Annotated in this window: 20 protein-coding genes; 10 read left to right on the forward strand and 10 right to left on the reverse strand. The window is 72.5% G+C overall.

All coding sequences use genetic code 11. From position 1 onward, the window contains the following. The first annotated feature begins 187 nt into the window (after window positions 1-187). Window positions 188-676 carry a hypothetical protein gene (locus ACH4C6_RS12350; protein ID WP_398108718.1) on the forward strand — a complete coding sequence of 163 codons (489 nt, stop codon included), beginning with the start codon at window positions 188-190 and terminating at the stop codon, window positions 674-676. A 64-nt stretch (window positions 677-740) separates the two neighbouring features. On the opposite strand, the gene ACH4C6_RS12355 is transcribed toward ACH4C6_RS12350, so the two are convergent. Beyond that, window positions 741-944, reverse strand: a complete 204-nt coding sequence (locus ACH4C6_RS12355) for a hypothetical protein (RefSeq protein ID WP_398108505.1) — start codon at window positions 942-944, stop codon at window positions 741-743. 286 nt (window positions 945-1,230) lie between these two features. Between ACH4C6_RS12355 and ACH4C6_RS12360 the strand changes: the two genes are divergently transcribed. Together ACH4C6_RS12360 and adh are read left to right on the forward strand one after the other, a co-directional pair. After that, the gene (locus tag ACH4C6_RS12360) at window positions 1,231-2,454 is read left to right on the forward strand and encodes a GAF domain-containing protein (protein WP_398108506.1); all 1,224 of its coding nucleotides are present in this window, start codon (window positions 1,231-1,233) and stop codon (window positions 2,452-2,454) included. 122 nt (window positions 2,455-2,576) lie between these two features. After that, on the forward strand, window positions 2,577-4,094 hold the full coding sequence (gene adh / locus ACH4C6_RS12365; protein ID WP_398108507.1) for an aldehyde dehydrogenase: 1,518 nt from the start codon (window positions 2,577-2,579) through the stop codon (window positions 4,092-4,094). A gap of 60 nt (window positions 4,095-4,154) precedes the next feature. Here the strand turns inward: adh and ACH4C6_RS12370 are convergent, their stop codons facing one another. After that, entirely contained in the window at window positions 4,155-5,585 is a 1,431-nt protein-coding gene (locus ACH4C6_RS12370) for an endo-1,4-beta-xylanase (protein ID WP_398108508.1), read from the reverse strand. Between the two features lie 326 nt (window positions 5,586-5,911). Here ACH4C6_RS12370 and ACH4C6_RS12375 point away from each other — a divergent pair, with 326 nt between their 5' ends. Then, the gene (locus tag ACH4C6_RS12375; protein ID WP_398108509.1) at window positions 5,912-7,378 is read left to right on the forward strand and encodes a non-reducing end alpha-L-arabinofuranosidase family hydrolase; all 1,467 of its coding nucleotides are present in this window, start codon (window positions 5,912-5,914) and stop codon (window positions 7,376-7,378) included. A gap of 62 nt (window positions 7,379-7,440) precedes the next feature. Here the strand turns inward: ACH4C6_RS12375 and ACH4C6_RS12380 are convergent, their stop codons facing one another. Continuing rightward, entirely contained in the window at window positions 7,441-7,779 is a 339-nt protein-coding gene (locus tag ACH4C6_RS12380) for a GNAT family N-acetyltransferase (protein ID WP_398108510.1), read from the reverse strand. A 37-nt stretch (window positions 7,780-7,816) separates the two neighbouring features. Further along, on the reverse strand, window positions 7,817-8,803 hold the full coding sequence (locus ACH4C6_RS12385) for a pirin family protein (protein ID WP_398108511.1): 987 nt from the start codon (window positions 8,801-8,803) through the stop codon (window positions 7,817-7,819). Between the two features lie 113 nt (window positions 8,804-8,916). On the opposite strand from ACH4C6_RS12385, the gene ACH4C6_RS12390 reads away from it, so the two are divergent. Then, the gene (locus ACH4C6_RS12390; RefSeq protein ID WP_398108512.1) at window positions 8,917-9,396 is read left to right on the forward strand and encodes a carboxymuconolactone decarboxylase family protein; all 480 of its coding nucleotides are present in this window, start codon (window positions 8,917-8,919) and stop codon (window positions 9,394-9,396) included. Between the two features lie 5 nt (window positions 9,397-9,401). On the opposite strand, the gene ACH4C6_RS12395 is transcribed toward ACH4C6_RS12390, so the two are convergent. From ACH4C6_RS12395 to ACH4C6_RS12415, 5 genes are all read right to left on the reverse strand, one after another. Further along, window positions 9,402-9,866 carry a MarR family winged helix-turn-helix transcriptional regulator gene (locus ACH4C6_RS12395; RefSeq protein WP_398108513.1) on the reverse strand — a complete coding sequence of 155 codons (465 nt, stop codon included), beginning with the start codon at window positions 9,864-9,866 and terminating at the stop codon, window positions 9,402-9,404. A gap of 82 nt (window positions 9,867-9,948) precedes the next feature. Continuing rightward, window positions 9,949-10,602: a DUF5701 family protein gene (locus ACH4C6_RS12400; protein WP_398108514.1), complete on the reverse strand. Its 654-nt coding sequence runs from the start codon at window positions 10,600-10,602 to the stop codon at window positions 9,949-9,951. A 146-nt stretch (window positions 10,603-10,748) separates the two neighbouring features. Continuing rightward, complete coding sequence (locus tag ACH4C6_RS12405; RefSeq protein WP_398108515.1) at window positions 10,749-11,723, reverse strand: helix-turn-helix domain-containing protein; 975 nt, start codon at window positions 11,721-11,723, stop codon at window positions 10,749-10,751. 109 nt (window positions 11,724-11,832) lie between these two features. Further along, window positions 11,833-12,669, reverse strand: coding sequence for an alpha/beta fold hydrolase (locus ACH4C6_RS12410; protein WP_398108516.1), 837 nt, complete (start codon window positions 12,667-12,669; stop codon window positions 11,833-11,835). Between the two features lie 131 nt (window positions 12,670-12,800). Further along, window positions 12,801-13,253, reverse strand: a complete 453-nt coding sequence (locus tag ACH4C6_RS12415) for an Lrp/AsnC family transcriptional regulator (RefSeq protein WP_398108517.1) — start codon at window positions 13,251-13,253, stop codon at window positions 12,801-12,803. 111 nt (window positions 13,254-13,364) lie between these two features. On the opposite strand from ACH4C6_RS12415, the gene ACH4C6_RS12420 reads away from it, so the two are divergent. The 4 genes from ACH4C6_RS12420 (at window position 13,365) to ACH4C6_RS12435 (ending at window position 18,421) form a co-directional block, all read left to right on the forward strand. Next, window positions 13,365-14,000, forward strand: a complete 636-nt coding sequence (locus tag ACH4C6_RS12420; RefSeq protein WP_398108518.1) for a LysE family translocator — start codon at window positions 13,365-13,367, stop codon at window positions 13,998-14,000. 165 nt (window positions 14,001-14,165) lie between these two features. Continuing rightward, on the forward strand, window positions 14,166-16,571 hold the full coding sequence (locus ACH4C6_RS12425; protein ID WP_398108519.1) for a SpoIIE family protein phosphatase: 2,406 nt from the start codon (window positions 14,166-14,168) through the stop codon (window positions 16,569-16,571). A 197-nt stretch (window positions 16,572-16,768) separates the two neighbouring features. After that, window positions 16,769-17,173: a DUF779 domain-containing protein gene (locus ACH4C6_RS12430; protein ID WP_398108520.1), complete on the forward strand. Its 405-nt coding sequence runs from the start codon at window positions 16,769-16,771 to the stop codon at window positions 17,171-17,173. Between the two features lie 408 nt (window positions 17,174-17,581). After that, window positions 17,582-18,421, forward strand: a complete 840-nt coding sequence (locus ACH4C6_RS12435; protein ID WP_398108719.1) for a cytochrome P450 — start codon at window positions 17,582-17,584, stop codon at window positions 18,419-18,421. On the opposite strand, the gene ACH4C6_RS12440 is transcribed toward ACH4C6_RS12435, so the two are convergent. Further along, window positions 18,390-19,871 carry an MFS transporter gene (locus ACH4C6_RS12440; RefSeq protein ID WP_398108720.1) on the reverse strand — a complete coding sequence of 494 codons (1,482 nt, stop codon included), beginning with the start codon at window positions 19,869-19,871 and terminating at the stop codon, window positions 18,390-18,392. The two genes, ACH4C6_RS12435 and ACH4C6_RS12440, sit on opposite strands and share 32 nt — an antisense overlap. Before the next feature lie 178 nt (window positions 19,872-20,049). Here ACH4C6_RS12440 and ACH4C6_RS12445 point away from each other — a divergent pair, with 178 nt between their 5' ends. Then, window positions 20,050-20,655 (forward strand): response regulator transcription factor, encoded by a 606-nt coding sequence (locus tag ACH4C6_RS12445; RefSeq protein ID WP_398108521.1) that lies wholly within the window; start codon window positions 20,050-20,052, stop codon window positions 20,653-20,655. Window positions 20,656-20,922 lie beyond the last annotated feature (267 nt).

Here is a 20,922-nt window from a genome sequence, read left to right on the forward strand (position 1 = left end):
GGCCCTCGGGCGTCCGCTTCCGATCGTTGCCCCACCGGTCGGAACGCCAGGCCGCGCCACCCCTTCCGGGACGTAGAAATATCTACCAGCATGGCTGTGGCCGGGCGGGGCGCGGAGCACCGCGGGCCCCCGGTCCGTGTCCCGCGCGCCCGCGGACGCGGAGCCGCCGACCGTGCCTGGGGTGAGCATGCGGAGCGTCATGGGGAAACAAGCCGTCGAGTGGCTCGCCGCGGCCGCCACCGACCCGCAGGCGTGCAAGCGGGAGTGGGACCACGGCTCGGGCACGGTGCTCGTGGAGGCCGGGCGGTACTGGGACGTGCTCAGCGTTCCCGACCGGCTGGGACTGCTCGCCCTGGACATCCTGTGGCGCGATCCGCCGAACCTGCCCGGCCCCACCCTGGTGGACTCCGCCGCGCGCCGGGTGGGGTTCCTCCTGCCGCCCGACCCGGTCAGCGAGTGGGTCGGGGACGGGGTCCGGCACGTGGGGCGGGGCTCCTGGATCGCCGTGCCCCCGCCCTACCGGCCCGCCGGACGGCTGGAGTGGCTCGTCCCGCCGGACGGTTCCGGCGCGCTGCACGCGCCCGGCACTCTGGAAGCGGCGTTGCGGAAGGCCACCGGCACGCTCGCCGTGCTGACTCCGGCCAGTGCGGAGCCCGCGGTGACGGACGGCTGGTGAGCCGGCGTCCGGGCGGATGCGGGCCGGCCCAGGGGCCGGCTGCGGCCCCGGTGGCACCGGCGGGTCAGATCTCGCTGTCGGCGGGGGCGGCGAAGGAGACCCAGTGCCCGTCGCGGTGTCCCGGCACGGCGTCGGAACTGACCGGCCCCTCGGTGGCCGGTGCCGCGCGAAGCGCCGGATGTGCCGTGTAACCGCTGGTGAGTTGGGCGTACGAGCGGGGCGCGGCCTCGTCATCGGGCGGGCGCCGCACCGTCTGCGTGCTGTCCATGCCCGGTCAACGCGGCACCACGCGCCGGTGGTACGCGGTGCCGGTCCCGTTCCGCCGGACCGGGTGAACCCGTCACCCGGACGGCGGCACCCGGCCACCGGGGCGAACTGCCGCCGAACCGTTGGCTGTTCGTACCGCCGGACCGTCCGCTGTTCGCACGGCCGGTCCGCTCGCTCGTACGGCCGGACCGTTCGCCGTCCGCGCTGCCCGACCGCTCGACCGGGGCGGGGGCGTCCGGTAACACTGACCTGACGCCGGGACGAAGGTACGACGGCAGGGAGAGCCCATGTCACAGCGCCCTGACCTCCGACAGCGCAGGAGTGTGCTGGAGCACGAGTGGTCACGCTGGGTGCCGCGGCTGAGCGTCCCGGGGACGCGGCCGGGCGGCAGCCCGAGCCTGCGGCACGAGGTGACGGAGTCCTGGGCGCGTTCGCTCGGCAGCGTCGATCCGGGCCGGGACAGCGCCCCGGTCGCCGACGGCGGGGCAGTGCGGCAGCGGTGGACGTCCTCGCCGCTGTACGGCCCGGTCACCGGCCTCGCCGGGGAACTGCGCAGCATCGCCGAGGACGCCGGATTCGTCACCGCCGTCACCGACGAGTCCGGCACCATCCTGTGGACCTGCGGCGGCCCGACCATGCGGCGCCGGGCCGAGCGGGTCAACTTCGCCCCCGGCGGCCGCTGGGACGAGCAGGCGATGGGCACCAACGCCCTGTCGCTGGCGCTGCGCACGGGGCGTCCCAGCTCCGTCTTCTCCGCCGAGCACCTGGTGTCGGCCCTGCACGGCTGGGTCTGCTACTGCGCGCCCGTACGGGCTCCCGACGGCCGGGTCCTCGGCGTGCTCGACCTGTCCACCACCTGGGACCGCTCACACCCGCTGGCGATGTCGACCGTGCGGACCCTGGTGTCGACCGTCGAGGCCCGCCTGACAGCCGAGCCTCCCCGGCCGGGCCGGCTGCGGATCAGCTGCCTGGGTGCGGAGCACGCCGTCCAGGGAGGACGCCGACTCGCCCTGCGCCCGCGGCAGTTGGAGATCCTGACCCTGCTCGCGCTGGAGCCGGGCGGCTTCCCGGCGGAGCGGCTGCGCGCCGCGCTCCACGGGGACCGGCCCGTGACGTCCTCCACCGTCAAGGCGGAGATCTCCCATCTGCGCCGGGCCCTGGGCGGTGGCGTCTCCGCCCGGCGCTACGCCCTGACCGTCCCCGTGGCGTGCGACGCCGTCGAGGTGCTGCGCGCGCTGGAGCGGGGCGACATCGACGGCGCGCTGCGCCACTACGGCGGCCCGCTCCTCCCCCGCTCCGAGGCCCCCGGCATCGGCGAGTGGCGCACCCGCCTGGAGGTGGCCGTCCGCGAGGCCGTCCTGGCGAGTCCCCGCCCGGAGCACGCGCTGCGTCACGGCGAACTGGCGCCGTACGACACGGAGATCCACGAGCACGCGCTCGGGCTGCTGGGTCCGCGGGACGCCCGGCGCGCGATCGCGGCGGGCCGGCTGACGGCGGCCCTGCGCGACTGACCCTCCGACCGGGCACCGGTTGCCGCTCCGGCGCACCAACCTTGCGCCAACCTCCGCGGAGCACAGTCGGGGACGTCACGACGGCACGGGCCGTCGCCAGCCCTTCACCGAGGAGAGCCGCCATGGTGTACGCGCAGCCCGGAACGGACGGCAGCATCGTCACCTTCGCCCGCCGCTACGACAACTTCATCGGGGGCGAGTGGACACCCCCCGTCGAGGGCCGCTACTTCGAGAACCCGACTCCCGTGACCGGCAAGGTGTTCTGCGAGGTCGCCCGCTCCACCGCGGCCGACGTCGACCTCGCCCTGGACGCGGCGCACCGGGCGGCCGACGCGTGGGGCCGCACCTCCACCGCGGAGCGCGCGAGGGTGCTCAACCGGATCGCGGACCGCATCGAGGAGCACCTGGAGAAGATCGCCGTCGCGGAGACCTGGGAGAACGGCAAGCCGGTCCGCGAGACCCTGGCCGCCGACATCCCCCTGGCCGTCGACCACTTCCGGTACTTCGCCGGGGTGGTCCGCGCCCAGGAGGGCAGCATCGCGCAGATCGACGCCGACACGGTCGCCTACCACTTCCACGAACCGCTGGGCGTGGTCGGGCAGATCATCCCCTGGAACTTCCCCGTCCTGATGGCCACCTGGAAGCTGGCGCCCGCGCTGGCGGCCGGCAACTGCGTCGTCATCAAGCCGGCCGAGCAGACACCGGTGAGCCTCCTGTACGTCGTCGACCTGATCGCCGACCTGCTGCCTCCGGGCGTGCTCAACGTGGTCAACGGCTTCGGTGTCGAGGCGGGCAAACCGCTGGCCTCCAGTCCGCGGGTGGCGAAGGTGGCGTTCACCGGCGAGACCACGACCGGCCGCCTGATCATGCAGTACGCCAGCGAGAACATCATCCCCGTGACGCTGGAACTGGGCGGCAAGAGCCCGAACATCTTCCTGCCCGACGTCATGGCCGCCGACGACGACTTTTTGGACAAGGCGGTCGAGGGATTCGTGATGTTCGCCCTGAACCAGGGCGAGGTCTGCACCTGTCCGTCCCGTGCGCTGATCCCGTCGTCGATCTACGACGACTTCATGGCCCGCTGCGTCGCCCGTACGGAGGCCATCGTGGGCGGCGATCCGCTGGACCCGGCCACCATGATCGGCGCGCAGGCGAGCAACGACCAGTACGAGAAGATCCTCTCCTACCTGGACATCGGCAGGAAGGAGGGCGCCGAGGTCGTCACGGGCGGCAACCCCCGGACGGTGCCCGGCCTGGAGGGCGGCTACTACGTCGAGCCGACCGTTTTCCGCGGTACCAACGAGATGCGCATCTTCCAGGAGGAGATCTTCGGCCCGGTCGTGTCGGTCACGACCTACGACTCGGTCGACGAGGCACTCGAGATCGCCAACGACACCCTGTACGGGCTGGGCGCCGGTGTCTGGAGCCGCGACGGCAACACCGCGTACCGTCTGGGCCGCGGGATCAAGGCGGGCCGCGTGTGGACCAACTGCTACCACGCGTACCCGGCGCACGCGGCGTTCGGCGGCTACAAGAAGTCGGGCATCGGGCGCGAGACCCACAAGATGATGCTGGACCACTACCAGCAGACCAAGAACCTGCTGGTCTCCTACTCGCCGAAGAAGCTGGGCTTCTTCTAGAGCCGCGGCGGGGCGCCCGGCGGCGAGGTGGTGCGCCGGGCGCCCGGTGGGACGGTGCCGTCAGGTGCGGGTCCAGCGTTGGTTGCCGCCGCCTGAGCAGGAGTACAGCTGGATCAGGGTGCCGTTGGCCGTACCGGCCGAGGCGGCGTCGAGGCAGAGGCCGGACTGGACGCCGACGATGGATCCGTCGGAGGCCAGGCGCCACTTCTGGTTGTTGCCGCCCCAGCAGCTGTAGATCTGGACCTTGGTGCCGTTGGAGGTGCCGGCGGCGTCCAGGCATTTGTTGCCCAGGACCCGCAGCTCACCGGCGTCGGTGTAGGTCCACTGCTGGTTGGTGCCGCTGTGGCAGTCCCACAACTGGAGCTGGGTGCCGTCGGCGGTGCTGGTGCCGGGCACGTCGAGGCAGCGGCCCGACGCCGCGTTCCTGATCTGCCCGGAGTCCGCGGGGGGCGTGGTGGAGCCGCCGTTGAGCGCGTCGAGGACGGCGGTGTAGGCGGGCTTCTTGCTGCCGTTGCCGTTGAACAGCAGCGGCGTCTGCTCCGCTCGCCAGGAGTCGGTGTCGCGCACGCCCCAGACGGTGATGCCGAGGCAACGCGGGACGGCCAGGCAGTCGTTGGTCACGGCGGCGTAGGTGGAGGCCGGGGCTCCCTGGATGTCGAGCTCAGTCACGGCCACGTCGACACCGAGGGCGGCGAAGTTCTGCAAGGTGGTGCGGAAGTTGCTGTTGTAGGGGCTGCCGCTGTTGAAGTGCGACTGGAAGCCGACGCAGTCGATCGGCACACCGCGCTGCTTGAAGTCCCGGACCATGGCGTACATCGCCTGGGTCTTCGCCCACGTCCAGTTCTCGACGTTGTAGTCGTTGTAGCAGAGCTTGGCCGCCGGGTCCGCTGCGCGCGCGGTGCGGAAGGCGACCTCGATCCAGTCGTTGCCGGTGCGCTGGAGGTTGGAGTCGCGCCGGGCCCCCGAACTGCCGTCGGCGAAGGCCTCGTTCACGACGTCCCACTGGGCGATCTTGCCCTTGTAGTGCGCCATCACGCCGTTGATGTGGCTGATCATCGCCTGACGCAGCTGGCTGCCGCTGAGACTCTGCATCCAGCCCGGCTGCTGGGAGTGCCACGCCAGCGTGTGACCGCGCACCTGCTTGCCGTTCTGCACCGCCCAGTTGTAGACGCGGTCGGCGGCGGTGAAGTCGAACTGGCCCCGCTGCGGTTCGGTGGCGTCGATCTTCATCTCGTTCTCGGCCGTCACCGAGTTGAACTCGCGGGCCGCGATCGACGTGTAGGCGGAGTCGCCGAGCTTGCCCGAGGCGATGGCGGTGCCGAAGTAGCGGCCGCTCTGCGCCGCCGCGGCGCCGAGCGTGCTCTCGGCGGCGTGCGCGGGTGGCGGCGCGACCAGTGCGGCGACCGCGCACAGGACGCCGACGATCAGCGCCGGTAACAGCCGGCGGATCGTCCGGCGGGCTGCGGGTGCGGGTGGGGCGTACACGCCCATGGCTGTGCCTCCAGAGTAGAGATCACGGACTGTCGGATGGGCAGGGGAAGGCGCCGCTCGACAGGGACGGCCCGGCCCGTGGGTTCGACATCTCGAACTGCGGTCGGGCGCTCGGTGGGAAGCGTGCGGGATTGACCGTGACTCGTCAACACCTGACACCGAGAAAGTTTCTTGCTTTCCTTCGAAACATTCGAAGCCCTGGTGCAGCGTCTGTTTGCAGACACCTCGGCTCCAGACCTTGACCGACGCACTCCGGATTCCTAGCTTGTGCCGTCGATGATTCGGGGATCGATCGAAAGTTTCGACCGCCCTCAAGGAGGCCTCGCATGTGGTTCCGCCATCCGTCACCGGTCCGCCCAGGACGCCTGCTCGCCGTCCTCACGCCCCTGTTGCTCCTTGTCACCTTCCTCGGCGCCCAGCCCGCCGGCGCGGCGACCGTGGACCCCGGCGCCTCCTACGTGCTGGTCAACCGCAACAGCGGCAAGGCCCTGGACGTGTACAACCTGGCGACCGAGGACGGCGCCCGCATCACCCAGTGGACGAGGAACGACCAGAACCAGCAGCAGTGGCAGTTCGTCGATTCCGGGGGCGGCTACTACCGCATCAAGTCCCGCCACTCGGGCAAGGTGCTCGACGTGCACAACTGGTCCACGGCGAACGGCGGTTCGATCGTGCAGTGGGCCGACCTGAACGGCGTCAACCAGCAGTGGCGGCTGGTCGACAGCTCCGACGGTTACGTGCGGCTCGTGTCGCGCCACAGCAACAAGGCCCTGGAGGTGCAGGGCGGTTCCACCGCCGACAACGCCGACATCGTCCAGTACGACGACTGGGGCGGTGCGAACCAGCAGTGGCGGCTCGTGAAGGCCGGGGCCGACGGCGGGTCCGGGACCTGTGAACTCCCCTCGGCGTACCGCTGGAGCTCGACGGGCGCGCTGGCGCAGCCCAGGCAGGGGTGGGTCTCGCTGAAGGACTTCACCGTCGCCCCGTACAACGGCAGGCAGCTCGTCTACGCCACCACGCACGACACCGGGACGCGGTGGGGTTCGATGAACTTCGGCCCGTTCACCGACTGGTCGCAGATGGCCTCGGCCGGCCAGAACCCGATGTCGAACTCGGCCGTCGCCCCCACGCTGTTCTACTTCGCGCCGAAGAACATCTGGGTGCTGGCCTACCAGTGGGGCCGGACCGCCTTCTCCTACCGCACCTCCAGCGACCCCGCCGACCCGAACGGCTGGTCGTCCGAGCAGGTGCTCTTCTCCGGGAGCATCACCGGTTCCGGGACCGGGCCCATCGACCAGACGCTCATCGGTGACGGTACGAACATGTACCTGTTCTTCGCCGGCGACAACGGCAAGATCTACCGGGCCAGCATGCCCATCGGCAACTTCCCGGGCAGTTTCGGCTCGACGTCCACCGTGGTCATGAGCGACACGACCAACAACCTGTTCGAAGCCCCGCAGGTCTACAAGCTGCAGGGCCAGAACCGCTACCTCATGATCGTCGAGGCGATCGGCTCACAGGGCCGGTACTTCCGCTCGTTCACGGCCACCAGCCTGAACGGCTCCTGGACGCCCCAGGCCGCGACGGAGAGCAACCCCTTCGCGGGCAAGGCCAACAGCGGTGCCACCTGGACGAACGACATCAGCCACGGCGAACTGATCCGCACCACCGCCGACCAGACCATGACCGTCGACCCCTGCCACCTGCAACTCCTCTACCAGGGCCGCAGCCCGGCCTCGGGCGGTGACTACGGCCTCCTGCCCTACCGCCCGGGCCTGCTGACCCTGCGTTAGGCCCGCTGGAGGGCTGCCGGACTCGTGCCCCGCGTGACGCGGTCCACGCCGCGCGCGGTCGCTCAGCCCAGTTCGCCCTCCAGCCACCGCAGGACGTCCGGGGTCACCGGGTCGGTGAGGTCGGTGAACTCCTCGTGCTTCTTCAGGTACTTGGCCACGTAGGGGCAGACCGGCACGATCCGCTTCCCGGAGGCGCGTACGTCGGCGAGGGCCCGGCCGACCAGTTCCGAGGCCAGCCCGCGGCCGGCGAAGGCGTCGTCGATCTCGGTGTGGAAGAAGACGCGCTGCTCACCGCGGTCGCGGTAGGCCGTCAGCCCGGCCCGCCGGCCGTCGACGAGGATCTCGTACCGCTGCCGCTCGTCCACCCGCTGCACGGCGGGGGCGGTGGAGGACTCGCTCATGGGATGCCTTTCCTACGGGGAGTTCGACGGCCGGCACTCAGGGGTGCCGGGGATTGCGGCGCGGGGTGATGACGGCGTTCGGCAGGGCGGGTGCGGGCAGTCGCCCTCCGGGGTAGCCCTCGACGGTGCCGAAGCGGCCGGAGTCCGCCTGCCAGTCCTCGCGCGCACGGACGATGTCCTCGTGGCTGCGGCCGATGAAGTTCCACCACATCACGATCTCCTCCTCGAACGGCGGGCCGCCGAGCAGGACCGTGCGCGCCGGGGTGCCGGAGTCGTTCGCCACGGTGAGGGTGTCGGTGCCGCGGGGGAGGTAACCGAGGTCGGTCGGGCGCAGCGCGGTGCCGGACAGGCGGACGTCGCCGCTGTCGACGAGCAGGCCGTGCTCGAACGCGGGGTCCACCGGCAGGGTGAGGGTCGCGCCCGGCCCGAGGACGATCTCGGCGCCCAGCAGGGGCGTGAAGGTGCGCACCGGCGAGGTGCTGCCCACGAGCGAGCCGAGGAAGACCTTGATCTCGGCGCCGTCCCGGCGCACGGTCGCGGGCACGTGGTGCTGGAAGTCGCGGGCGGTGTGCCGGTGCTCCTCGGGCAGGGCCACCCACAGCTGGACGCCGTGCAGGACGGTGGTGCGCGCGGTGGAGACCTCCGAGTGGGCGATGCCGTGGCCGCCGGTCATCAGGTTCATCTCGCCGGGCCGGACCAGGGCGTGGGTGCCGAGCGAGTCGCGGTGCTCGATCTCTCCGCTGAACAGCCAGCTCACCGTCTGGAGGCCGGTGTGGGGATGCGGGGGCACGTCCATGCCGGTGCCGGAGGCGTCGACCGGGCCGTAGTGGTCCGCGAAGCACCACGCGCCGATCAGGGTACGGGCGCGCTGCGGCAGGGTCCGGCGCACGAGCAGGGCACGCGGGCCCCCGAGCGGCACCTCCCGGGCCGACAGCACCTCGACCGCGGCACCCTGCCCGGCCCCGGCGTCGCCGGCCACCGCCCCGCACTTCAGCGCCGCCGGTTCGGCTTCCACGTTGCTCACCGGGACCACCTCTCGCCCGCTCTGGTTGTCACATCAACTATGATGCCACGCAGGCAGGTCGGCGGCCACGGCACACCGGTGCCGCGACCGCACGGCCCCGAGGGAGGCGTGACGTGAGCGACCGGACCACCGGCCCGGCCCATCCGAGGATCTTCGTCGACAAGCGGAGCCCCGAGGCCTTCCGGGCCATGGTGCGGGCCTCGGAAGCGGTCAGGGCGACGGCCGCCGGGGCGGGACTGGACCGCACGACCGTGGAGCTGGTCAACCTCCGCGTGTCCCAGCTGAACGGCTGCGCCTACTGCCTCGACCTGCACACCCGCAAGGCCCTCGAGGCGGGCGAGTCCGCACAGCGGCTGGGCGTCCTGCCGGCCTGGCGGGAGACGGAGGTGTTCACCGCCGTGGAGCGGGCGGCCCTGGCGCTCGCCGAGGCGACGAACGATCCCACGGACACGGCCGCGCAGACGTCCGCCTACGCGACGGCCCGCGAGGCCCTGACCGAGGAACAGATCTCCGCGGTGGTCTGGGTGGCGATCACCATCGGCGCGTTCAACCGGGTCTCGGTCATGAGCGGACACCCCGTGCGGCGCGCCTGACGGCGTCAGTCCTCCTCGTCCATCCGGGCGAGGACGCGCTCGGACAGCTCGGCGAGCACCCGCAGTTCGGCCGGGGTGACGTGATCCAGGAAGAGGGCGCGGACGGCCTCCACGTGACGCGGTGCGGCGGCCTCGATCGCCGCGCGCCCCGCCTCGGTGATCACGACGAACGCGCCCCGCCCGTCCTCGGGGCACTCCTCGCGCACCACCAGACCACGTCCGGCCATCCGCGCGATGTGGTGGGACATGCGGCTCTTCTCCCACTCCAGCGCGCGGGCCAGGTGCTGGTACCGCTGCCGCCCGTCGGGCGTGTCCGTGAGGTGGACGAGCACGGCGAAGTCGGCCGACGACACCCGGGACTGCGACTGCAGCAGCCGTCCCAGGCGCCCGCCGAGCCGTTCCTGCAAGCGGACGAAGCCGCGCCAGGCGCGCTGCTCCTCCGGTGTCAGCCAACGCACTGTCTCCGCCATGGCACGAGTGTAGGCATGGATGACGGATCATCCACTTGCCGTACCGGCGGCTGCGCCCGGGTCCCGCCCCGGCGGGGAGGGCTCAGCCACGGCCCGCCGCGGAGGCGAACCCGAGCCAGGTGTGGCGGTTGTTCCACCAGCACCAGCCCACCTTCGGGGCGTTACGGCGCTCGCGTCCGTCGCGGCCGGTGCCGTTGCTGATCCAGACGGCCGGGGTGCGCGCGTCGAAGGTGCCGTCGGCCTTGCGCAGCCGGGAACCGATGGTCATGAAGCAGCGGTTGCGCTCCAGGGCCTGCGGCTGCTGCAGGATCCAGTGGATGCCCTCGGTGAGCACGAGCGGGGTGCGGTGCTCCGCGGTGAGGGCGGGAAGCGCCTCGTCCGGACTCCAGTTGGCCAGGTGGTCGCCGCGGTCGACGCCGGAGACGAAGTAGAGGGCGGCGTCGGGCAGTTCGACGGCGTACGGGGTGAACGCGTCGACGTCGGCCATGTCGACCACCACGAAGCCCGGCTTGCCGTCCCGGCGCAGCAGCGGCGCGAGGGTGGAGGCGGGCGCCCGGTCGGGATGGACGGCCAGGAGCGAGCCGTCGCTGCCGGCCCGGGCGGCGAAGTCGCGGATCTCGTCGGCGGCCAGTCCGGCGATGTCGTGCACCCCCAGCTCGATCAGCCGTTCCGCCTGGGCACTCGGGGCGGGAAGCGCGGGCAGGACGGCGGACGGGGCGGTCGCGGTGTGCGGCATGAGGCTCCTCGAGTCAGCGGCACGGCAAAGGTGAGCCCCGGTGGAACGAGGGGGCGGACGAAAGTGTTCCCCTTCGCGCCGGAAGCTTGCGACGAAAGTGTTCCCCTTCGCAACAGAGGGTTGCGACGAAACTGCTTCCCCCCGCGTCAGAAGCCCGCGCCGTCGGTGCCGGCGGATCCTCGCCGCTGCCACTCGCGGGGCGTCACGCCGTAGGCCGCGCGGAAGGCGCGGCTGAAGTGGCTCGGGCTGACGAAGCCCCAACGCCGGGCGACCGCCGCGACGCTCTGCTCCCCCGGTGCGGGACGCAGGAGGTCCCGGCGGCACCGCTCCAGCCGCTGCGTCCGGATCCACTCCCCCACGGTGACACCGTCCGCCTGGAACAGCTTGTGCAGGTACCGGACGGACACGAAGTGCGCGGCGGCGATCAGCGGCGGGGACAGCTCCGGGTCGGACAGGTGGCGCAGGATGTGGTCCTTGACGCGCACCAGCGTGGCGGCCGCGGCCTGCGGCTCCCGGGGCGCGTGCCGGCCGCCCCGTTCGTCGATCAGCACGGCCAGCAGGTCGAGGGCGGTCGCGGCGAACCGGCGGCCGGCACAGGGGTCGAGGTGCGGCGCCTCCCGGGCCAGGCGCGCGAAGTAGGAGGCGACCAGGGCTGCGCCGCCCTCCCGCCCGGAGAAGGCGGTGGCCGTCACCGCCCGCAGATCCTCGTCCCGCACGCTCAGGTCCCCGCGCGGGAACTGGAACGAGGTGAAACGGAAGGGGCCTTGCACCTTCTTGCGGAACGGACGCGCCGCGTCCGACAGGGAGAACTCGCCCGGCCCGACGCGGGTCTCCCGGCCGTCCTGTTCCTTGAGGGAGGCACCGCGCTGCTGGAGGGTGAGGATGAGGGCGTCCTCGCCGTCCCGGGCGATCAGCCGCCGGCTGCGCGTCACGACCTGGGGGCCCGCCTGGACCTGCGAGATGCGCAGGGAGCCGAGACGGTCGCCGGCGATCCTCCCGGGCGACGGCTCCTCCTGGAGGAGCCGCACATCGAGCGGGACGAACGTGTGCGACACCGCGTGGTGCCAGCGCTCCGCGCGGTCGGCCGGCGGCAGTGACGCGGTGGAAAGGACGACGGGCACCTGGCTCCCCCTCGGACGTCGTCGGGGCCGGCGGCACGGGCCGGCCGCAGACCCCGATGATCTCACCCCGCGCACCTGCGGCGGGGTGAGAACGGTCCGAGGGAGAGGCCTACTTGGCCAGGAAGGCGAGGAGCGCCGCGTTGACCTCCTCTGCGTGGGTCCACAGCAGTCCGTGCGGGGCGCCCTCGATCTCCACGTAGTCGGCGGCGGCGAGCGCCTTGTGGAAGGGCCGGCCGGTTCCCTCCACGGGCAGGATGCGGTCGGCGGTGCCGTGCAGGATCAGGGCGGGCACGTCGATCGCCGGGATGTCGGCGCGGAAGTCGGTGTACCAGGTGGCGGGGGCGGCAGCGGCGGCGTGCGAGCCGCCCCGGGCGGCCACCTGCCAGCTGTTGCGGACGGCCTCCTCGCTGATGCGGGTGCCGAGGTTCTCGTCCAGGTTGTAGAAGTCCTTGTAGAACTCGGTGTAGTAGGCGTAGCGGTCCGCCTTCACCGCGGCGATGATCCCGTCGAAGAACTCCTTGGGGGCGACGCCGTCGGGGTTGTCGTCGGACTTCAGCAGGCAGGGCTCCAGCGAGGCGAGGAAGGCGGCCTTGGCGACGCGTGCGGAGCCGTGGCGCGCGAGGTAGCGGGCGACCTCGCCGGTGCCCATGGAGAAGCCGACGAGGACGGCGTCCCGCAGGTCGAGGGTCTCCATCACGGTGTTCAGGTCGTCCGCGAAGGTGTCGTAGTCGTAGCCGGTCGTCGGCTGCGAGGACTGCCCGAAACCGCGCCGGTCGTAGGTGATCACGCGGTGGCCGGCGTCGAGCAGGACGGCGCTCTGCCGTTCCCAGGAGTGGCCGTCGAGCGGGAAGCCGTGGATGAGCACGACCGGCTGCCCGGAGCCGTGGTCCTCGTAGTACAGGTCGATGGCGGTGGAGTTCTCCTGGCCCACGGTGATGTACGGCATGGGGCGCGTCCTCGCTTCCGGGCGGCTGGTGACGGTTCGGCTTCACGCTAGGCCGCGGGGCTGCGGCCCGGTTGCCGGGGAGTGCACGGCGCCTTGCCCGTGCGTGCACATCCGCCCGGTGGCTCGCGCGGTCACTCGGGCAGCGGCCGGTCGTCCACCACGTGCTTCATCACGAGCGTGGAGTTCAGCCGCTGCACGCCGGGCAGGCGGGCGAGTTGACGGTCGTAGAGCCGCTGGAAGGCGGCCAGGTCGGTGGTGGCGACGCGCAGCAGGTAGTCCGGGTCGCCGAACAGGCGCTGTGCCTGGAGGACGTGCGGGACGGCGGCGACGCCCTCCTCGAACGCGGAGACCGTGTCGGCGTCCTCCCAGCGCAGCGTCACGAAGACCAGCGCCTCGAAGTTCAGCCCCACGGCAGCGGGGTCGACCATCGCGCGGTATCCGCGGATGGCGCCCTCGCGCTCCAGGTCGCGCAGCCTGCGGTGGCAGGGCGAGACGCTGAGCTTCACCCGGGCCGCCAGCTCGGTGACGGTGAGACGGCCGTCCCGCTGCAGCTCGGTGAGAATTTTCCGGTCCAGGGCATCCATGGAGAAGATTCTGCCTCAGATCCCGCGATCAAGGAGAAAAGAAGGGAACACCTTCGGTCCGATCCGGCCTAGCCTTCCTCTCGCACCACGGCACGTGAGAGGGATCGCTTCATGGACACGACGACGCTGGCGGCCTTCCTGGCCATGGATCTGCTGCTGGTGTCCACACCGGGCGCGGACTGGGCCTACGCCGTCACCGCGGGTCTGCGGGACCGGACCGTCGTTCCGGCGGTGGCCGGGCTGGTGGCCGGATACGCGGGCTACACCCTGCTGGCGGTCGCGGGCCTGGTGGTGCTCGTGGCCGGGTCGGCGACCCTGCTGACCGCGCTGACCGTCGCCGGGGCGGGCTATCTGGTGTGGCTCGGCGGGGGTCTCCTGCGGCAGCCGGCCGCCCCCGCTCCCGCCGGGGAGGCGAGCGGCGCGGACGGCTCCTCGGCGCTTCGGGTGATGCTCCGGGGGGCCGGGACCAGCGGGCTGAACCCGAAGGCGCTGCTGCTGTACTTCTCGCTGTTCCCCCAGTTCATCGACCCGGCAGGCGGCTGGCCCGTCGCCGGGCAGACCTGTCTGCTGGGCGCGCTGCACATGACCGTGTGCGCCGTCGTGTACCTCGCCGTCGGCGTCCTGGCCCGCAGGGTGCTGCGGGCCAGGCCGGCCGCGGCGCGGGCCGTCACCCGCGTCTCCGGCGTGCTGATGATCGGCATCGGTGCCGTGCTGCTGGCCGAGCGCGTGGCGGTCGCGTGGCCCTGAGCCGTTCCGGTGCCCGGGGACGGCGGGCGGACTCCTCCCGCCGTCCCCGCGGCCGTGCGCCGATCGCCGGCTTCCCCCCGGCCATGGACGCGCCCGCAGCGGCCGGTGGCGCGACAATCGGGGCAGGAGCCCGTGAGCGGTCGAGAGGCGTCAACCGGAGGCACCGTGGAGGGACGCGTACCGGAGGGCCTGGCGGTCGTCGTCGACGCCGGCGGGGCCGTCATGGTGTGGAGCGACGGCGCCCGCCTGCTGCTCGGGTTCGACTCCGCCGACGTGGTGGGCAGGCCCGTCACCGACCTGCTCGCCGCCGCGCTCCCGGAGTCCACGCGGCGGCATCTGGCCGACGGGCGCCGCTGGGCCGGTGAGGTGGCGCTGCGTCACCGGGACGGCGACCGCGTCGTGGTCCGGTTGCAGGGGACGCCGCTGCTGGACGCGGACGGCGGGCGGCTGTGGCTCGTGACCGGGACGGCGCCGGTGTACCGGGCCGGACCGGCCGAGCAGGCGACCCTGCCCCTGTGGGACCTCACGCTGGCCCAGCTGCCCGTGCCGGTCGCGGTCTACGACCGGGACGCCCGGCTGGTCGCCGCCAACGAGAGCATGACCGAGGTGATGGGCCGGACCGAGGAGGAGATGAAGGGCCTGACCCTGTGGGAGATCGAACCCCACCCGCCCTTCGACGCGTACGACCGCCTCCAGCGCGAGGTGCTGCGCACGGGCGAGATGATCTTCCACGAGTCGCACGACAAGGCTCCTGGCGAGACCCGGCCGCACGCCTGGTCGATGTTCATCTCTCCGCTCAAGGACGGGACCGGCGCGGTGCGGGGCGTGTCGGCGACCGTGTTCGACACGACGGAGCAGTACTGGGCCCGCCGCCGCCTGGCGGTGCTCAACGAGGCCAGCACACGCATCGGCAGCACCCTCGATGTCACCCGGACGGCCGAGGAACTCGCCGAGGTGGCCGTGACCGGCGGGTTCGCGGACTTCGTCACCGTGGACCTGCTGGAGTCCGTCGCCGTGGGCGACGAGCCCGGCCCGCTGCCGCCGGACACACCGGTGACGGTTCGGCGCACCGCGCAGCGGTCGGTGCTGGAGGGCTGCCCGGAGTCGGTGGTCCCCTCGGGCGGCACCACCCGCTACCCGGTCGGGACGCTGCCCCTGCGCACCCTGGCCGCGGGCCGGGCCACCCGGCACCGGCCGGGTGATCCGCAGCTGCGGGAGTGGCTCGGGTCGTCCACCGCCCGCGCCGAGACCGTGGCCAGGCACATGATCCACTCGGTGATGCTGGCGCCGCTGAGCGCCCGGGGCGTCACCCTGGGCCTGGTGCACTTCCTGCGGCACCGGACGGCGGAGCCGTTCAGCGAGGACGATCTGCTGCTCGCTGAGGAGATCGTCACCCGGGCGGCGGTGAGCGTGGACAACGCCCGCCGCTTCACCCGCGAGCGCCGCACGGCACTGGCGCTCCAGCGCAGCCTGCTGCCCCGGCGGCCGCCGGCGCTGGCGGCCGTGGAGGTCGCCTACCGCTATCTGCCGACCGGTTCCGGCGCGGACATCGGTGGCGACTGGTTCGACGTCATCCCGCTGTCCGGTGCCCGGGTCGCCCTGGTCGTCGGGGACGTGGTGGGACACGGCGTGCACGCCTCGGCCACGATGGGCCGGCTGCGCACCGCCGTCCGCACGCTCGCGGACGTCGATCTCCCGCCCGACGAGCTGCTCACCCAGCTGGACGATCTGGTCATCCGCCTGGACCGGGAGGAGGGCCCCGGGGTGCACGGGACGGACACGCCGTCCGGCCAGGTGGGCGCCACCTGCCTGTACGCCGTGTACGACCCGGTCTCCCGGCGCTGCACCGCGGCCCGCGCCGGGCACCCACCGCCCGCGCTGGTCACGCCCGGCGGCGCGGTGCGGCTGCTGGACCTGCCGGCCGGACCGCCGCTGGGTCTGGGCGGTCTGCCCTTCGAGGCCGTGGAGCTGCCGCTGGAGGAGGGCAGCCTGCTCGCCCTCTACACCGACGGTCTCCTCACGGCGCCGGAGCAGGGCATCGAGGACGGGGCCGCCCTGCTGTGCCGCGCGCTGGGCGAGCGGGCGGGCACCCTCGACGAGACCTGCGACCGGGTTCTGCACACCGTGCTGGACGGCAGGCCCGCCGACGACATCGTGCTGATGCTGGCCCGGACGGCCGCGCTCGACGCCGCACAGGTGCGCACCTGGCGGCTGTCACCGGAGCCGGCTGCGGTGGCCCGGGCCCGCAAGATGGCGGGTGAGCAACTGGCCGCGTGGGGCCTGCTGGAGGCCGAGTTCGCCACCGAGCTGATCGTCAGCGAACTCGTCACCAACGCCCTGCGGTACGGCGGCGCTCCCATCGAGCTGCGGCTGATCCGCGACGCGAGCCTGATCTGCGAGGTGTCCGACGGCAGCAGTACCGCACCGCACCTGCGCCGGGCCCGGGTCTTCGACGAGGGCGGGCGGGGGCTGATGCTCGTCGCACAGCTCGCCGAGCGCTGGGGCAGCCGTCAGACGGCCACCGGCAAGACCATCTGGGCCGAGCAGTCCCTGACCGCGGACGGGATGTGACGCGACCGGGGCTCCCCCGGGTTCGGCGGGACCGCGGCGGCGCAGAAGCCAAGGTGAGGACGGCGACCGGCTGGTGCGCGCCGCTTGCGACGACGCGTGCCTCCTGCGGGCACACGGCCCGCACGGGGCTTGCGGTCCCGCACCCGTGCGGGCCGATACTGGACGCCTGGCCACCCGCCGTGCCCGGGAGGGACCGCATGACCGTACGCACGGGACGCGTCGAACTGACCGCTCAGGCAGAGGAGTTGCTGCGGCGCCTCACCGCGGCGCACGGGCCGGTGATGTTCCACCAGTCCGGCGGCTGCTGCGACGGCAGCGCGCCGATGTGCTACCCGCGCGGCGAGTTCCGGGTGGGCGCCTCGGACGTCCTGCTCGGCCAGGTGGGCGGCGACACCCCGTTCTGGATGAGCGGCGACCAGTTCCGGTACTGGTCGCACACCCACCTCACCGTGGACGTCGTCCCCGGCCGGGGCAGCGGCTTCTCCCTGGAGGCCCCCGAGGGCGTCCGCTTCCTGCTGCGCTCCCGCCTCCTGACGGACGAGGAGCTGCGCCGCATCGAGTCGGAGCCACCGCTCCCGACCGGCGCCGGCGAGATCGTCTAGCGCGAGGGATCTCCCGACGGGCCGGTTCCGGCCCGCGTTTCGCCGTACGCCGGCGAATGCGCCGTGCGGTGCGGCGGCACGGCCGGGATGTCCTGGCGTGGGGAATGCGTCCCCCGCGCGAACGCGCCGCGACGGTGATGACCCCCGCGCTTCCCGTGCACCTGTGCGCCCCCTCGCAGAAAGGGTTCACCAGATCGGCGGCAGGCGCGGACCGGGCAGGGCCCGGTGAGCATCGCGTCGGTGCACCGTCACCGCTTCAGCCCGTCGACCAGGACAGGTGGTTCTCGATGAGCGGCGTCACTTCCCGGACCGAGCCGGCGTGGACGGCCGGTTCTGCACCAGGCATCTTCCATTTTTCTCAGCCACGGCATCGCCCTGGCCCGGCGACCGCTGGACTTTCTGAATTCCCTGCCCCAGCACGGCGATCTCGTCGCATTGCACCTCGGCCCCCAGCGCGCCTGGATGGTCTGCCACCCCGAGTCGGTCCACCACGTCCTCAAGGACAGCGCGACGTTCGACAAGGGAGGCCCGCTGTACGACCGGCTCGGCGCCCTGATGGGCGAGGGCCTGGTGACGTGCCGTCAGGACACCCACCGCCGCAAGCGCAGGGTGCTGCAACCCGCCTTCCGGCGCTCGCGCGTCACCGGCTGTGCCGACCTGATCGCCGAGGAGGCGGAGGCCACCTGCCGCAGCTGGCAGCCGGGGCAGGACGTCCGGGTGAGCGCCGAGATGACCGCCCTGACGACGAGGGTGATCAGCCGCGTCCTGCTGTCCGACTCGCTGGACGAGGCCACCGCCGCCGAGGTGCGGGACTGCCTGACCGTCATCGTCCGCGGCCTGTTCGTCCGCACCATCGCCCCGGTCGACGCGCTCTTCCGACTGCCCCTCCCGGCCAACCGCCGCTACCGGCGGGCCGTGGACCGCGTGCACGCGATCATCGACGCGGCCATCGCCGAGCGCACCACCGGCCCGCCCCGCGACGACGTGCTGGGCGCCCTGCTGGCGGCCGGACGCGAGGACGGTGCACGAGCGCAGGGCCGCCGAGATGACGGCCCGGGGCCGCCCGGCGCCGGCGGTGGCGCAGGAGCTGCGGATCACGGAGGAGGGCGTGCGGCGGCAACTGTCCTCGGTGTACCGCAAGCTCGGCACCGACGCGGCCGGACTGGCCGACGCGCTGGCGGCCTCCCCGCCGCCGGGACGGTGAGGGCGGCCGGGCTCACATCGGGCCGGGGGTCGCCCCGCCCTTGAGGCGTTCCAGGTCGGAGGGGCGGACCTGGATGACGACCAGGGCGATCAGGGCGGCCACGGCGGTGAAGACGGCCGCCGTGACGAACGCGGCCGAGACGCCGGCGGTGAGGATCTCGTCGGACCAGGGTTTGGGCAGCTGCCCGGTGCGCTCGAACCGCAGGCGTTCCACCGGCGTCGCCTGGCGCAGGAAGGCGGGGACCTGCTTCTCGGCCTCGTTGGTGCTGGCCGTGCCGTACATGGTCACCAGGATGGACAGGCCGAGGGAGCCGCCGACCTGCTGGGTGGCGTTGAGGAGGCCGGACGCCGCGCCCGTCTCGGGGGTGGGCACGTTGGACAGGGCCATGAGGGTCAGCGAGACGAACTCCATGCCCATGCCGAGGCTGAAGACGAGCATCGGCCCGAGGACGCTGCCGGCGTAGGTGGAGTGCACGTCGGTCAGGGTGAGCCAGGACAGTCCGGCCGCCGCCAGGATCGCGCCCATCACCATGAACGGCTTGGGTCCGTACACGGGCAGGAACCGCGAGGCCAGTCCGGCGCCGACGGCGATGACCGCGCTGACCGGCAGGAAGGCGAGACCTGCGGCCAAGGGGCTGAAGCCCAGCACGTTCTGCACGAACAGCGTCAGGAAGAAGAACATCCCGAAGATCGCGGCGGCGAGGCACAGCATGATGCCGTAGGTGCCCGCGCGGTTGCGGTCGGCGAACATGTGCAGCGGCGTGATGGGTTGTCTGGAACGCCGCTCGATCAGGATGAAGGCGATCAGGAGCACGACCGCCCCGGCGAACGAGGCCAGGGTGAGCGGATCCCGCCAGCCGTCCTGCGCGGCCCGGATGAACCCGTAGACGAGCAGCACCATGCCCGCGGTGGAGGTGAGGGCGCCGACGATGTCGAAGCGCCCGGGATGGCGCTCGGACTCGCGGATCCACTTGGGGGTGGCGAGCACGATGAGCAGGCCGATGGGCACGTTGACGAACAGCACCCACCGCCAGTTGAGCCACTCCACCAGCATCCCGCCCGCCAGCAGGCCGATCGCGCCGCCGCCCGCCGAGACCGCGGCGAAGACCCCGAACGCGCGGTTGCGTTCCGGTCCCTCGCGGAACGTGGTGCTGATCAGGGCGAGGGAGGTCGGGGAGGCGATGGCACCGCCGACGCCCTGGAGGGCGCGTGCGCCGAGGAGTTGGCCGGGGTTCTGGGCGAACCCGCCGAGCAGGGAGGCGAACACGAAGAGCAGCACGCCGAAGACGAACACCCGCCGCCGGCCCAGGATGTCACCGGCCCGGCCGCCGAGGAGCAGCAGGCCGCCGAAGGTGAGCGTGTAGGCGTTCACCACCCACGACAGGCTCGTGGTGGAGAACTCGAGGCTGCTCTGGATGTGCGGCAGGGCGATGTTGACGATGGTGATGTCGAGAACCACCATCAGCTGGCACGAGGCGATGACCAGAAGCGCCATGACGTTTCCGCCACCACCGGTCTGCTTGGTGGTGGTCGCCTGTGGTGCGGCCGGCTGCGGGCTGCTGCCTGCGGTGTCCACCGTTCGACGGTACGCCCGCCCCAGGGGCCTCACCACTCGACCGGACGCGCGGGCGGCCCGACCTGAAATCCGCGGTGCGGGCGGCGATAATCCGAGCGTGATCCGCGTTCTGCTCGTCGAGCACACCCGTCTCGTGCGGGGAGCGTTCGCCGCCCTGCTGTCGCACGAGGACGACATCGAGGTCGTCGCCGAGGCCGACGGCGAGGGGGACGTGCTCGCCCGCGCGGTGGCGTGCCGGCCGGACGTGGCCGTGATCGACGTGGACTCCCGCGAGGGCGAGGAACTGGCGGTCCGGGGTGAGCTGCGGGAGCGGCTGCCGGAGTGCCGGATGCTGCTGGTGATGGCCTCGACGACACCCGAGCGGCTGCGCCGCATGCTGGATCTGCACGCCGCCGGTGTCATCAGCACCAACGCCCCGCCGGACCGGCTGGTGTACGGGGTCCGCAAGCTGGTGCGGGGGCAGCGCTTCGTCGACCCGGAGTTCGCACTGGCCGCGCTGGACGCGGGCGTGAACCCGCTGACGCCGCGCGAGGTGGAGGTGCTGCGGCTGACCGCCGACGGCACGCCCACGCGGGAGATCGCCGAGCGGCTGTGCCTGTCCGTGGCGACGGTCCGCAACCACCTGTCGGCGATCACGCGCAAGACGGGCGGCCGCAACCGCATCGACGCCATCCGGATCGCCACCGAGTCGGGCTGGGTCTGAGCGCCCGCCCCCCTGCCGCCCCTGCTACGGGTGTCCGGGTCTCCAGGTGTCCGGGTGTCCGGGTGTCCGGGTGTCCGGGAGCGCCCCTGAACGCCCCCGGACAGAGGAACGGCCGGGCAGGTCATCGAGGTGTACCTGCCCGGCCCCCGCGGGCCCTCGCGCCCTGTCCCGGGATCTGCCACGAGCATGGCAGAGCGGGCACGGCGCCGACCAGCACCGTTTGTCACGCCTTCGACGTGAAGCCGTCATCGGCCACCCGGGAGGAAC

This window comes from Streptomyces sp. NPDC017943, assembly GCF_044328425.1.
Lineage (GTDB): Bacteria > Actinomycetota > Actinomycetes > Streptomycetales > Streptomycetaceae > Streptomyces > Streptomyces djakartensis_A.

Bases quoted from the DNA above. Each gene is read 5' to 3' on its own strand.
- ACH4C6_RS12350 (WP_398108718.1), top strand. From the start codon at position 188: ATGCGGAGCGTCATGGGGAAACAAGCCGTCGAGTGGCTCGCCGCGGCC.
- ACH4C6_RS12355 (WP_398108505.1), bottom strand. From the start codon at position 944: ATGGACAGCACGCAGACGGTGCGGCGCCCGCCCGATGACGAGGCCGCG.
- ACH4C6_RS12360 (WP_398108506.1), top strand. From the start codon at position 1,231: ATGTCACAGCGCCCTGACCTCCGACAGCGCAGGAGTGTGCTGGAGCAC.
- adh (WP_398108507.1), top strand. From the start codon at position 2,577: ATGGTGTACGCGCAGCCCGGAACGGACGGCAGCATCGTCACCTTCGCC.
- ACH4C6_RS12370 (WP_398108508.1), bottom strand. From the start codon at position 5,585: ATGGGCGTGTACGCCCCACCCGCACCCGCAGCCCGCCGGACGATCCGC.
- ACH4C6_RS12375 (WP_398108509.1), top strand. From the start codon at position 5,912: ATGTGGTTCCGCCATCCGTCACCGGTCCGCCCAGGACGCCTGCTCGCC.
- ACH4C6_RS12380 (WP_398108510.1), bottom strand. From the start codon at position 7,779: ATGAGCGAGTCCTCCACCGCCCCCGCCGTGCAGCGGGTGGACGAGCGG.
- ACH4C6_RS12395 (WP_398108513.1), bottom strand. From the start codon at position 9,866: ATGGCGGAGACAGTGCGTTGGCTGACACCGGAGGAGCAGCGCGCCTGG.
- ACH4C6_RS12400 (WP_398108514.1), bottom strand. From the start codon at position 10,602: ATGCCGCACACCGCGACCGCCCCGTCCGCCGTCCTGCCCGCGCTTCCC.
- ACH4C6_RS12410 (WP_398108516.1), bottom strand. From the start codon at position 12,669: ATGCCGTACATCACCGTGGGCCAGGAGAACTCCACCGCCATCGACCTG.
- ACH4C6_RS12415 (WP_398108517.1), bottom strand. From the start codon at position 13,253: ATGGATGCCCTGGACCGGAAAATTCTCACCGAGCTGCAGCGGGACGGC.
- ACH4C6_RS12420 (WP_398108518.1), top strand. From the start codon at position 13,365: ATGGACACGACGACGCTGGCGGCCTTCCTGGCCATGGATCTGCTGCTG.
- ACH4C6_RS12430 (WP_398108520.1), top strand. From the start codon at position 16,769: ATGACCGTACGCACGGGACGCGTCGAACTGACCGCTCAGGCAGAGGAG.
- ACH4C6_RS12440 (WP_398108720.1), bottom strand. From the start codon at position 19,871: ATGGCGCTTCTGGTCATCGCCTCGTGCCAGCTGATGGTGGTTCTCGAC.